Source organism: Dysgonomonas sp. 25, from assembly GCF_010501075.1.
Taxonomy (GTDB): Bacteria; Bacteroidota; Bacteroidia; order Bacteroidales; family Dysgonomonadaceae; genus Dysgonomonas.
Map to the genome: position 1 here is coordinate 114,685 of NZ_QVMN01000008.1, position 12,116 is coordinate 126,800.

The following is a 12,116-nucleotide window of genomic DNA, read 5'->3' on the forward strand; positions in this document are numbered from 1 at the left end:
TAAAAGAAAATGGCACATCCTAAACGAAGACAATCGAAAGCGAGACAAGGAAAGAGAAGAACTCACGACAAAGCAGTTGCTCCTACTTTGGCTGTTTGCTCTAACTGCGGTTCATGGCACGTGTTTCACACAGTATGCCCTGAATGTGGATACTATCGTGGCAAATTAGCTATCGAAAAAGAAGTTTCTCTATAAATATTGCGTAGGCGAAATTTATAAAAAAACCTCTATGACCGAGTTCATATAGGTGTTTTATTAATCCAATTCCTAAAGAATTATGGTATACGCAGCAATAACCGGTATAGGTGCTTCAATCCCCAAAGATGTATTGACAAACGAAGAACTTTCGAAGATTGTCGATACCAACGATGAGTGGATTATGACCCGTGTCGGTATCAAAGAGCGGCATATATTGAAAGGCGAAGGCAAAGGTGTTTCCGTGATGGGAACAGAAGCTGTCAACGAATTACTCGAAAAGACGAATGTCAAGCCGGAGGATATAGAAGTCGTAATTTTTGCAACAACAACGCCCGACTACGGTTTCCCGGCAGCGGCAGTGCTTGTTGCAGAGGCATGCGGAATAAAAAATGCTTTTGCATTTGATATACAAGCTGCATGTTCAGGTTTCATCTATGCATTGGAAGTCGCTTCTAATTTTATCCGATCGGGACGCTACAAAAAAGTAATTGTAGTTGCCGGCGATAAAATGTCGTCGATAACAAACTATAAAGATCGCACTACTTGCCCGTTATTCGGAGATGCAGTGGGAGCTGTATTGTTGGAGCCGACCGAAGAAAAGTTGGGAATAGTAGATACAATTCTACATACCGATGGTGTCGGAATCCCGCATCTGAATATGAAAGGTGGAGGTTCGGCATATCCTGCTTCGGCAGAGACTATTGCCAACGATATGCACTATGTCTATCAGGAAGGACAGCCCGTTTTCAAACATGCTGTGACCAAAATGGCTGATGTATCGGCCGAAATAGCAGAGCGCAATCAGTTGTCGAAAGATGACATCGATTGGTTTATTCCTCATCAGGCAAATATCCGTATTATCGAGGCAGCGGCAAAACGTTTGAGTTTACCTGCCGAGAAGGTAATTATAAATATCGAAAATTACGGAAATACAAGTGCCGGAACTATCCCTGTTTGTCTTTATGAATACGAAAAGAAATTCAAAAAAGGCGATAATATTATCCTTGCTGCCTTTGGCGCAGGATTTACGTGGGGGTCGGTCTATTTGAAATGGGCATATTGAGCATAATATCCAAAACATATTATAGGAGAGCATTTTTCACAAGATGCTCTCTTTTATTTTAAGCGGATTTAACCTATCTTTACACCAACAACTAAATGGAGACTGTATGAAAAAAATGATATATATACTTCCGATAGCTATTACCGTAATCTTCTTTTGGGCCTGCTCGAGCGATAGCGATTCGCGGGTGAAGCGGATAAGCACAAGCGACTTCAGCGACCTGAAAGTATATGTGGGGAAACCCGGTGGAGGAGAAGAGTTGACAGATTTAGCCACGGCATACAGCTCATCCCGGCATGAAGTAAAAGATCTTGACAGCCTGAAACAGGCATTAGGCAGACGCTATTTTACTCCTACGTATAACCAGTACGGAACTTATCTCAACAATATAACCCTCGAGTTTCTAAGTGATGATTTGCTTAGCTATATCGATCGCAATGCAGGAGGAAAACAGGTAATCTCTTCCTATTTCTTTAGAAATGAAAATGGGAATGATACGCTTTTCATCAATCTGAAGAATGGCAATCCTTTATTCGTTGCCGAAGGGATGTCGAAAGATAGCCTTTGGCGGACGTCCGGTTTTATCAAATACCCCAAAACTGGTGTGGCCGATTGGACTTTGCACCAAGATACGGCAGCTATTGTAGATATCGACAAAGCAGTGGGTTTGAGCTATTTCGGTAGCCTGCCGGCAATGACCGATCCGTTGGATACCATTGCCATCTGCAACCTTAGATACAGATATAATAAATAAAGTTTCCTATTGCAGGAACTCGCTTATCTTGTCGAAAGTTATCCTGAATTGTTTGTCCACTTCATCGGCAATCTTCGTCAAGGCGGGGAACGGATCTTCGTGTATATATTTGTACGGGAAGTCTAATACATCCACTTTTATTGGGATATCGCGCTTGCTCCCTTGCAACGTATTCATTACCTCGTATGCCGGAACGACCTCGTCCTGAGCCAATACAATGCCATAGAAACGATCGCTCATCGAACGGAATATTTCTTCGCGATGTTTTGTCAACGTTTTATAATTCAGCATCGTCCTGAAATTGATCCCTTCTGCAAAAGGCTCATTCAGATAGTGGCGTAACATCCTGTCGCGTCTCATATGGCTCTCGATATGCTCTACCACAAACGAGTAGAGGCTGACATTCGCTTCGCTGTCCAAAATGAATTTGGATACGGGGAACATACGGTTGAATACCGCCCCACCGCAGAATGTCGCATATTTAGAATGGGAGAAATAGCCCTTATGATTGGTCATCATCACCACCTGCCCGAGGAATGTGCCTATGGAATAAGAACAGAAATCGACTGATGCATCGGACGATATGAAAGGATGCTTCCCGCTCTTAACCTGCTCTACGAAGTCTATAACATCATAATAGCTTTGCAATCCCGACCAGATAAAGCGCTGAGGTTTGTTATGCAACCGCGTACTGATGGCGACATTCGACAAGCTCGAATTGATGATGTCGGGGTGGCGCTGTTTGCGCTGTTCGCTTATCTTGTACATCTCGCGCGAATTGCTCCAGGCAGCCGGAGCACGGTTCATGTGGAAGGCGATGGGAAACATGACGATGGATTTACCCGTCTTTTCGGCGATATATCTTGCCCAAGGCAGGTATTTATCCCAATGCTTTTCGTTGAAGCCGTGGAACATCATCACTATCTTATTCGTCCGTTCCGCATTGCGCGGTACAATCATATGGTACCTGAAGCGGATATTTTCTGTGATTTCGGCATCGGTTTTATTTAGCATCTGCTGTATAACGTCCGGTTCGAAATCCTCGGGAATAGTAGGTGTATACTCATAATCGTCCGGATTGTTTTCGCCTCCGGGCAAAATAGATTGATAATTCGATTTGAAATCATAATTACGGATGGCGAAATCATCATCGATTATAATCTCGTCATCCTCATAGTTCTCGATACTTTTCAGATGTTTGAATAAATCAATATATTTCATGTTACAAGTCATTTATATTATTATCTCGTTGTCAGTAGTTTATGCCCTATCCGGCAATGCAGGCATTTTTTCAATTCGCAGTATTCCCTTTTCAACTGGATAATCGATTGCGAATCGGCGGCGTTTGTCAGCGGGAAATTCAGACTGCCGAAACGTTTGGTTATCACGTTCTGCTCAGGCTTTATTGTTTCCAGAAAACGGATGCTTCGTTCACAAAGAGCCTCGTTATTCATCGTTTTCCCATATGCAAAAAGCATGGGAGCAACCGTATTTATCAGCAATATATCCAAAGATGCATCGCCCAGATATTTGGATTTCTTTTCTGATGCTATCCCGAAAGTATAGTGTGTCTGCCAATATTCCGAGGCGTTTACATGAAACATCAACCGGATACGCCCTACATCCTCACAGGAAATTATCTTCGAAAAAAGTCCCTGCGATGTATACAACAAAGCTGCCAGTTGGGCTATCCTTATTTGCGGGAAAGCCGTAGGGCGGCTTCGTAGCTTCTTAAAGATAAACGCGTCTAAAGGGGTTAACGTATATTTGGTGCGAAGAAAGTTGTATTCTTTCTGCAATTCGAGGAAATAGGCATCCGGATTAGCCGTTTCATTCAGCATCCCTGCTTGTCCGAACAGGATAGCTTCTATCTGCTTGATATTATCCCCTTGCTTCTGTATGCACTTGAAAGGGAAGCTCAACGCTAATCGTTCGAAAGAGTCGGAGTTCAGCCCGAACCCGAAGTTACGGGTGAGCAATACGAAGAAAACATCTTCCCACGAGTTATTGAACCGCTCGAGCAGGCTGAATATATGCTTTGTCTTACGTTCCAGCCGTTCGAAAAGCAAATAGCTCATCCACGAAGTGATATGGATGGGCGACATGGACGATACGAAGTTGTGGCAAGGAATATCCGTATTGGCATGCTCAAGGAAGGCAAAATTGTCTTTGATATGTTGCGGATATTTCAGTTCGCATTGGGGTACGAGCCGTTTTTCTTCGTTATATATCTTGTCGTTTGCTTTTTCCACCACATGCAATACTACCGAGTTGTATGCTTTGTCCGTATGGTGTTTGTGCTTTACCCAATCGGAGGAGGCAGAATGTATTTCGATGTTTCCTGCCCATAGTTCGCCGTTTATCTTCACTTTGGCATTGAAAAAATCCGGACCAGCATCCGTGTTATGTATCCCCGGATCAATCACTTCGATCGGTAGTCCGTCGGTTGTTTGCATATCGTTGGTGTAGAGACGGAATTTCCAGACGTAGTGTAAGATATTTTCCATATTGAGCCGGTTTTGTTTTTCCGACATCAAATATAGATAATTTAACTAAAAAGAAGAAAGCCTGTACCGTAAGATTTTTGCTCCTACCATACAGGCCTGTTATATTTTTCTGATTCCCTTTACAGCGGTGTTCCCATGATGATATCAGGGAACAATCCCAAAGCGATATTCATCAGGATGGCTAAAACAGCAACAATGCGGTATGCATAAGGGCTTTTCACCTTCTTCTCGTCGTTTGTTTTCACAATCATCACATTCACCACACCCAGGTAGTAATAGACAGCAATGATGGAATTGACAACCCCGAAAATAACAAGCACCAATTGGTTGATTTCCAGCATTTGCTCGAAAACGAATAGCTTGGCAAAGAATCCGGCAAAAATAGGTATCCCTGCCATAGACAGCATAGCAAATGTCAGTATAGTAGCCAGTAACGGCTGACGGCGGGCTAAGCCGTAGAAATTGGATATGTCTTCGTTGCCCTTTCCTTCGCATACCGAGAGGATTATGGCAAAAGCAGCAATTCCTGCTAATGAATAAGCCGCTGCGTAATACAATACGGCATTAGCGCTGCTTGTAACCGCCAATAATGTCATTATCATAAAGCCGGCGTGCGATATGCCCGAAAAGGCCATCATCCGCTTGATGTTTGTCTGTCGCAGACCCGTAATATTGGCTACCGTCATGGTGAGGATAGACAATACAACGATTACTGTCTGATAGGCCGGCGTAATCATGCCCGACATAGTCGATACCAATTTGAATAATGCCCCGATAGCTGCCACCTTAACCAAGGTGCTCATCATGGCTGTTGTCAGTGTAGGTGAGCCTTCGTAAACATCCGGTGCCCAGAAGTGGAACGGGAATATAGATGCTTTGAAGAGCATTCCGATACAAATCATGACAAACCCGATATTGAACCATACAGGCATCGAAACTGTCGAGGAAAGGATGTAAAGTGAATTGATGTCGAACGTCCCTGTAGCACCGTATATCATTGCGATACCGAACAATACAAAACTCGAAGCAAATGCTCCCATGATGAAGTATTTCAATCCGGCTTCGTTGCTGCGGAGGTCTTTTACATTACTTGCTGCAAGAACATAAACGGCGATAGACAATACTTCCAGTCCGAGGAAGAACATCGCCATATTGCCGAACGAAACCATAGCCACTGCTCCCGCGAGCAGGAATAGCTTCAGGGAGACATAGTCGGCGATTTTTGTTTTCTGCTCCTGATAGAAGCGGGGGCTCATCGCTATGAGGAAGATAGCCAGAATGATGAATAGCATTGAGAATCCCAACGAATAGGTAGTCGTTTCCACCATACCGGAATCCAGATCCAGAAAAGACTGGGCGAAATAATATTCGATAGCGGTCAGCCCTAATATAGCCAACAAAGCCGCAATTATGATCGGTACCAAAACCTTCCGGAGATTCAGAACCTCCAACACAAGGCAGATAATACCCAATCCCGAAATAGCTATCAATGTATTCATTATCTTGTTTCTATATTTTACTAATTAATATAAACTAAAATCTGATGTAGGTAAGGGCTTAATATATTGCTTATCGGCGTGGAATAAATCCCGAAAAAGAAAACAACCAAGGTAATAAGCCCGAAAACGAATCCTTCGCCCATGGTCAGGTCTCCGAACGGTTTGCTTTTATCCGGCTCTCCGAGCATCACCTGCTGATACATCCGCAGCATGAAGAATGCTCCGAGAAACATGCTTGTGCCGATGAGGATGGCGTACCATATATTGATGCGGAATAATCCGAGCATGATCGTAAATTCTCCGAGGAAGTTGAGCGTCAACGGCAAGGCTATCGAAGCCAGCAGCATCAGCATGAAAGCCGTTGCAAACTTAGGCGCTTGCGCTTTGATGCCTCCCAGTGCTTTTATCTCCATCGTACCACGGCGGCGGTTGATAACTTCGACGGCAAAGAACAATCCGACGATGCCGAAGCTGTGCGCCAGCATCAGGAATATAGCTCCTTCGAGCCCATCATACGTTCCCGAATAGATACCTGCGGCTACCATCCCCACATGCGAGAGTGAAGCGTAGGCCATAAAGCGTTTCAGGTTTTCCTGCCGCAAGGCGATAATTGCCCCGTAGATAACACCGATAATACACAATACCAATACAACCGGGCGGAGTTGGAGTGCAGCATCGGGCGCGGTAGGCAATTGCCAGCGTAAGATGCTGAATAGCCCCATTTTCGACATCAGTCCGGCTAATATCATAGTGCCCGAATAAGGCGATTTCTCGTAAACATCGGCCTGCCATGTATGGAACGGGAAAATAGGAATCTTGATAGCATAAGCCAAGAAGAAAGCCAGATATATCCATATTTGTTCGGTAGACGAAAGGTTGGCTCCGTAGAAAGCATCGAGTTCGAAGCTGCCGACTTTGGTGTACATATAGATGATGGCGGCAAGCATAAACATCGAACCGGCAAAGGTATAAATGAAGAATGTCAGCGTTGCTTTCTTACGTTTCTCTATATCGCCATTTCCCCAGAATAGGGTAATGAAATAAATCGGTATAAGCGATAATTCCCAAAAGATATAGTATATCAACGCGTTGCTGCTCATAAATACACCTGCGATGGCAAACACGTTGAACAAGATGAGCGCATAAAACGTTTTCTCGCTTTTCATCTTATCCGCAGAGGAAGACATCAATATCACCGGCACTAAGAAGGTTGTCATCAGCAACATCAGCAATGATAAACTATCGGCACGGAGCGAGAAATTTATGTAAGGCTTGCTTATCCACTGCATAACGAAGTTTCCCTCTCCCGATTGGAAGTATTGCAGCAACAAGGCAACGGCAAATACCGCCGATGCGACGCTGAATAATAGTGCCACTTTCTGAGCAAAGCGGTTGCCCGACAAATAGGTTACCACGGCTCCGGCAAGTAAGATAATCAGTATTATAGCAATATTCATATTCCGATAGAATTTTTATACAAGAAACATATAACAAGCAACACAGCAGAACCCGACAACAAAGCAGAGCAGATAGAAGCCTAAGCGGCCGTTTTGCAGCCCTCGCAGCGGGTAGGAGACTGTATCGGTTATTTTGGCAAATGCCGCAACACATCCCGAAAGAACTTTCTCTATGATGTTATTGAAGAACTTACCCAATGCATAGATGGGTTTGACAATGACTTTGTCGTATAGTTCGTCGATGTAATACTTATTGTAAAGCAATTTGACGAAGCCTGTTTTCTTGCTATCCTCTGCAGGGACAGCATTTTTCTTATTGTAGATGACAAAGGCAATAGCCCATCCTACGATGGCGATAAGCGAAGACACAATCATTAATATCAGGTGTGTCGACATATTCAGATGGCTTTCGGCATAAGCCAGCTTTGGAAGTACAGGCTCTAAATAATTATTCAACCAACTTAGTCCGAATGGGAGGCTGATTAATCCTCCAAAAGCAGCGAAAACAGCCAATATAATCAACGGGATGGTCATGCTGGCAGGCGATTCGTGCACGTGTGCTTCCTGCTCTTTTGTCCCTCTGAAGTTCTTGTAGAAAGTGAGGTATACGGCACGGAAGATATAGATAGCTGTCAACAAGGATGCTACTACTCCGACAATCCACAGGATAGTGTTCTTTTCGAAGGCGGCTATCATGATTTCGTCTTTCGAGAAGAAACCCGAAAGCGGCGGAATACCGGCAATGGCTACGGCCGAAACGGCAAAGGTGGCGAATGTTACAAGCATCTTTCCTCTCAATCCTCCCATACGGCGCATATCCTGCTCTCCGCCCATTCCGTGGATAACCGAACCGGCTCCGAGGAACAAACAGGCTTTGAAGAAGGCATGCGTAATAACATGGAAAACAGCTATATGATAAGCTCCACAGCCGATGGCAAGGAACATCAATCCCAATTGCGAAACGGTAGAGTAGGCCAGCACTTTCTTAATATCCGTCTGAACGAGCCCTATCGTTGCGGCAAACAAAGCAGTAGCTGCGCCCACAATGGCTATCACCCAAAGGATATCCGGCGTGAGGTCGAACAGGAAGTTGAGGCGGGTAATCATAAAGATTCCGGCAGTTACCATCGTTGCCGCGTGTATCAGTGCCGATACAGGTGTTGGGCCTGCCATGGCATCAGGCAACCACGTGTAAAGCGGAATTTGCGCACTTTTACCCGTAGCCCCGATGAAGAGACATAGTGTTGCTACTGTCAGCAAACCTGTTGCTTCGAGGTTGGCAGTTGAACTTACGGCTAATTTCAGCCCTTCGTAATCGACTGTACCGAATAAATATATCAATGTGAAGATTCCGACCAAGAAAGCCAAATCTCCTACGCGGTTCATAATAAACGCCTTTTTGGCGGCATCGTTATATGATTGATTCTTGTACCAGAATCCGATAAGCAGGTACGAACACAATCCTACCCCTTCCCAACCGATGAAGAGTACCAACAGGTTGCTGCTGATAACCAGCACCGTCATAAAGAAGATAAAGAGATTCAGATAAGCAAAGAATTTGCCTATATTCTCATCTCCTTTCATGTATCCTATCGAATAGAGGTGTATCAGCGAGCCTACTCCCGTCACCACGAGCATCCACAAAAGCGAAAGCTGGTCGAGGGTGAAGTCGAAGTTTATCGTGAAGTTACTTACCGAGAACCACTCGAATAGGTGTACGTGTACAGGTTCGCCACTCGAATAGGTAGAACCGAAAAAGTAAGCCGATATAACAAAGCTGACGAGAACAGCCAATGTAGCCACAATACCCGATTTGCCTCCTATCTTGTTGCCAAGGCACATGTTGAAGAAGAAACCGGCTAACGGACTTAATAATAATATGATTATCAATATCTTTTCCATCCGAAATTATCCTCTTAAATTTTTCAGTTTATCGATGTCGATAAACCCTATATTTCTGAATATGGAGACTAATATGGCTAATCCTACGGCCACTTCGGCGGCGGCTACGGCCATCGAAAATATGACAAATACCTGTCCGCTTGTATCCTGATGGTAGACCGAAAAGGCGGCCAACAACAGATTGGCGGCTGCCAGCATTAACTCTACCGACATCAGCATCACGATAGCACTCCGGCGGAAAAGGATTCCGGCTATACCTACGCAAAATAGCAAAATGCTGAGGTAGATATAGTTTTCGACTCCTATTTGACTTAATATTTCCATAGCTTATTCTTGAGCGTTTTTCTTACTTTGTTTCGATATCATCACTGCACCTATCATAGCTGTAATCAGCAGGATAGAGGCAAACTCGAACGGAACGAGGTATTCGTCGAGCAATACCTGACCGATTACTTTCACCGATTGAAAATCGGTTCCCGCAGCGCTATACCCTTCGATAACGGGGCTGGCTTTTACTACGCTTGCCAACAGGACGAATCCCGTGAGGCAGGCTGCAAGGACGGCAGCTATACGGCCGGCAATCTTTTTCTTCTCTTCGTGTTGTTCATTCAGATTCATCAACATCAGCGTGAACAGCAACAATACCATAATGGCGCCGGCATATACTATCACATGCACCACTGCCAGAAATTGGGCGTTGATAAGCAGGAAATGCCCTGCTATGGAAAAGAAGCAGATGACCATATACACGGCACTATGGATAGGATTCCGCGAGATAACAGTCAGTATCCCTGTCCCTAATGTAATGGCTGCCAGAATGTAGAATACTATTGTAATCATGTATCTTAATTATTTGGCCCCTCCCTGCCTCCCCGTGGGGAGGAGAAGAAAGGATAGTATCTATTTTTTATCTATTTTCATTTTTTTATTTCTAATTCCCCCTTGGGGGGAATATGGGGGGCTTAATTATATTTCCCCGATTTACCATCTTCTACCGAAATCACTAATTTGTCTTTCCCGTAAATCATCGATTCGCGGTCTAACTTCGGTTTTACGAGCTGTTTCGATTTTGTCAGGAATATCGCCTCTTTCGGGCAGGCTTCCTCACATAACCCGCAGAAGATACAGCGCAACATATTGATTTCGTATATCTTCGCATATTTCTCCTCGCGGTAGAGATTTTCTTCTCCCTCCTGACGCTCTGCAGCTGTCATCGTGATGGCTTCGGCAGGACAGGCAAGGGCACACATTCCGCAGGCGGTACAATGCTCGCGTCCCTCTTCGTCGCGCATCAAAACGTGACGCCCACGATAAACAGGGCTGAATTCGCGTTGCTGCTCGGGATATTGTACTGTTACTTTCCGCTTGAAAAAGTGTTTCAGCGTAATCCACATACCTTTCATGATAGCTACCAGATAGATACGTTCGATAGGTGACATATCTTTATTATTGGCAACTACCTTGCGGCCTGATAGTGATATATTATTCATCGACATCTCACCTCCCCAACCCCTCCTACAGAGGGGCTTCCGTTAATATCGTTTATATAATCTCTATTTTTCATTTGTTTTATTTTTTTACTTTATTCCCTCCCTATTGGGGAGGGTTAGGGTGGGGTGACTACTTAAAAATCAATGTTCCTATACCCACGATGAAAATATTCAGCAATGCCAGCGGGAACAACATCTTCCAGCCGAGACGCATCAATTGGTCGTAGCGGAAACGCGGGATTGTCCAGCGTACCCACATATAGAAGAATATAAAGAACAAAGTCTTACCAAACAGTGCAAGGAATGCGATAGCATTTGCCACATTCACTCCCCAATCGCCTTTGGCATATAATGTTTCATTCACCCAGTCGATTCCCGGATAGTTATACCCTCCGAAGAAAAGGACGGAGATAAATACCGACGAGAAAAACATGCTGGCATATTCCGAGAACATATAGAATCCCATCTTCATCGAACCGAATTCGGTATGGTGGCCGTTGACCAATTCCGATTCGCACTCGGCGAGGTCGAACGGTGTACGGTTACACTCGGCAAATGAACAGATAATGAAAATCAGACACGAGATAGGTTGCACAATAGCGTTCCAGCGCATACCATGCCATGCACTCTGATGGTCGGTTATATCGTTCAGGCTCATCGAGCCGGTAGCTATGATAACAGCAATAAGGGCAAGCCCCATCGCTATTTCGTACGAAATCATCTGTGCTCCTGCGCGGATAGCCCCTTGAAGGGCAAATTTGTTGCCCGACGCCCACGCTCCGAGAACAATGCCGTAGACGCTGGTCGATAACACGGCTACGATAAACAGCACGGCTACATTGACATCCGCCACTTGGGGAACATATCTTTCGCCCATGATGATGAACTCTTTTGCCCACGGAATGACGGCTGTCCCCAGTAACGAGACGGCCATAGCTATGCCCGGGCCTGCGATAAACAGCCACTTGTTGCGCGTGTTGACAACAAGGTCTTCTTTCGCAAACAATTTTGTTCCGTCGCATACCGGTTGCAACAGCCCGAAAGGCCCTGCGCGGTTTGGTCCGTAGCGGTCTTGGATGAATCCTGCAACCTTACGCTCGGCATAAGTAGAGTACATCGCCACCACCAAGGTGATGGTGAATACCAGCAGGATAAATATCAGTTTTTCAACAATAAATGCAATCTCCATAATCAGTTAGCAGTTATCAGTCAACAGTTATCAGGTACTTCTTGTAACCTGTAACTA

The 12,116-nt window shown here is 44.8% G+C and carries 12 protein-coding genes; 3 read left to right on the forward strand and 9 right to left on the reverse strand.

Annotated elements, in window-relative coordinates; genetic code table 11:
• The first annotated feature begins 9 nt into the window (after window positions 1–9).
• The 3 genes from rpmF to D0T66_RS13160 all read left to right on the forward strand — a co-directional run bounded on the left by rpmF (window position 10) and on the right by D0T66_RS13160 (window position 2,015).
• A complete protein-coding gene (rpmF, locus tag D0T66_RS13150) occupies window positions 10–195 on the forward strand; it encodes a 50S ribosomal protein L32 (protein ID WP_163357765.1) in 186 nt (61 codons plus the stop codon).
• 82 nt (window positions 196–277) lie between these two features.
• Window positions 278–1,261 carry a beta-ketoacyl-ACP synthase III gene (locus D0T66_RS13155; protein WP_163357766.1) on the forward strand — a complete coding sequence of 328 codons (984 nt, stop codon included), beginning with the start codon at window positions 278–280 and terminating at the stop codon, window positions 1,259–1,261.
• Between the two features lie 106 nt (window positions 1,262–1,367).
• On the forward strand, window positions 1,368–2,015 hold the full coding sequence (locus D0T66_RS13160; RefSeq protein WP_163357767.1) for a hypothetical protein: 648 nt from the start codon (window positions 1,368–1,370) through the stop codon (window positions 2,013–2,015).
• 6 nt (window positions 2,016–2,021) lie between these two features.
• Here the strand turns inward: D0T66_RS13160 and D0T66_RS13165 are convergent, their stop codons facing one another.
• The 9 genes from D0T66_RS13165 to nuoH form a co-directional block, all read right to left on the reverse strand.
• The gene (locus D0T66_RS13165) at window positions 2,022–3,236 is read right to left on the reverse strand and encodes a DUF6051 family protein (protein ID WP_163357768.1); all 1,215 of its coding nucleotides are present in this window, start codon (window positions 3,234–3,236) and stop codon (window positions 2,022–2,024) included.
• 20 nt (window positions 3,237–3,256) lie between these two features.
• Entirely contained in the window at window positions 3,257–4,522 is a 1,266-nt protein-coding gene (locus D0T66_RS13170) for a DUF2851 family protein (protein ID WP_163357769.1), read from the reverse strand.
• Window positions 4,523–4,641: 119 nt separating this feature from the next.
• Window positions 4,642–6,021, reverse strand: coding sequence for an NADH-quinone oxidoreductase subunit N (locus tag D0T66_RS13175; protein ID WP_163357770.1), 1,380 nt, complete (start codon window positions 6,019–6,021; stop codon window positions 4,642–4,644).
• A gap of 20 nt (window positions 6,022–6,041) precedes the next feature.
• A complete protein-coding gene (locus tag D0T66_RS13180; RefSeq protein ID WP_163357771.1) occupies window positions 6,042–7,478 on the reverse strand; it encodes a NuoM family protein in 1,437 nt (478 codons plus the stop codon).
• Between the two features lie 15 nt (window positions 7,479–7,493).
• Window positions 7,494–9,380: an NADH-quinone oxidoreductase subunit L gene (nuoL, locus tag D0T66_RS13185; protein WP_163357772.1), complete on the reverse strand. Its 1,887-nt coding sequence runs from the start codon at window positions 9,378–9,380 to the stop codon at window positions 7,494–7,496.
• A gap of 6 nt (window positions 9,381–9,386) precedes the next feature.
• The gene (gene nuoK / locus D0T66_RS13190; RefSeq protein WP_163357773.1) at window positions 9,387–9,704 is read right to left on the reverse strand and encodes an NADH-quinone oxidoreductase subunit NuoK; all 318 of its coding nucleotides are present in this window, start codon (window positions 9,702–9,704) and stop codon (window positions 9,387–9,389) included.
• Window positions 9,705–9,707: 3 nt separating this feature from the next.
• The gene (locus D0T66_RS13195; protein ID WP_163357774.1) at window positions 9,708–10,220 is read right to left on the reverse strand and encodes an NADH-quinone oxidoreductase subunit J; all 513 of its coding nucleotides are present in this window, start codon (window positions 10,218–10,220) and stop codon (window positions 9,708–9,710) included.
• A gap of 122 nt (window positions 10,221–10,342) precedes the next feature.
• Window positions 10,343–10,870 (reverse strand): NADH-quinone oxidoreductase subunit I, encoded by a 528-nt coding sequence (locus D0T66_RS13200; RefSeq protein WP_255489826.1) that lies wholly within the window; start codon window positions 10,868–10,870, stop codon window positions 10,343–10,345.
• Between the two features lie 130 nt (window positions 10,871–11,000).
• The gene (gene nuoH, locus D0T66_RS13205; protein WP_163357776.1) at window positions 11,001–12,059 is read right to left on the reverse strand and encodes an NADH-quinone oxidoreductase subunit NuoH; all 1,059 of its coding nucleotides are present in this window, start codon (window positions 12,057–12,059) and stop codon (window positions 11,001–11,003) included.
• Window positions 12,060–12,116: the final 57 nt, after the last annotated feature.

Coding starts and splice junctions, on each gene's coding strand:
- rpmF (WP_163357765.1), top strand. CDS start 10: ATGGCACATCCTAAACGAAGACAATCGAAAGCGAGACAAGGAAAGAGA.
- D0T66_RS13155 (WP_163357766.1), top strand. CDS start 278: ATGGTATACGCAGCAATAACCGGTATAGGTGCTTCAATCCCCAAAGAT.
- D0T66_RS13160 (WP_163357767.1), top strand. CDS start 1,368: ATGAAAAAAATGATATATATACTTCCGATAGCTATTACCGTAATCTTC.
- D0T66_RS13165 (WP_163357768.1), bottom strand. CDS start 3,236: ATGAAATATATTGATTTATTCAAACATCTGAAAAGTATCGAGAACTAT.
- D0T66_RS13170 (WP_163357769.1), bottom strand. CDS start 4,522: ATGGAAAATATCTTACACTACGTCTGGAAATTCCGTCTCTACACCAAC.
- D0T66_RS13175 (WP_163357770.1), bottom strand. CDS start 6,021: ATGAATACATTGATAGCTATTTCGGGATTGGGTATTATCTGCCTTGTG.
- D0T66_RS13180 (WP_163357771.1), bottom strand. CDS start 7,478: ATGAATATTGCTATAATACTGATTATCTTACTTGCCGGAGCCGTGGTA.
- nuoL (WP_163357772.1), bottom strand. CDS start 9,380: ATGGAAAAGATATTGATAATCATATTATTATTAAGTCCGTTAGCCGGT.
- nuoK (WP_163357773.1), bottom strand. CDS start 9,704: ATGGAAATATTAAGTCAAATAGGAGTCGAAAACTATATCTACCTCAGC.
- D0T66_RS13195 (WP_163357774.1), bottom strand. CDS start 10,220: ATGATTACAATAGTATTCTACATTCTGGCAGCCATTACATTAGGGACA.
- D0T66_RS13200 (WP_255489826.1), bottom strand. CDS start 10,870: ATGAATAATATATCACTATCAGGCCGCAAGGTAGTTGCCAATAATAAA.
- nuoH (WP_163357776.1), bottom strand. CDS start 12,059: ATGGAGATTGCATTTATTGTTGAAAAACTGATATTTATCCTGCTGGTA.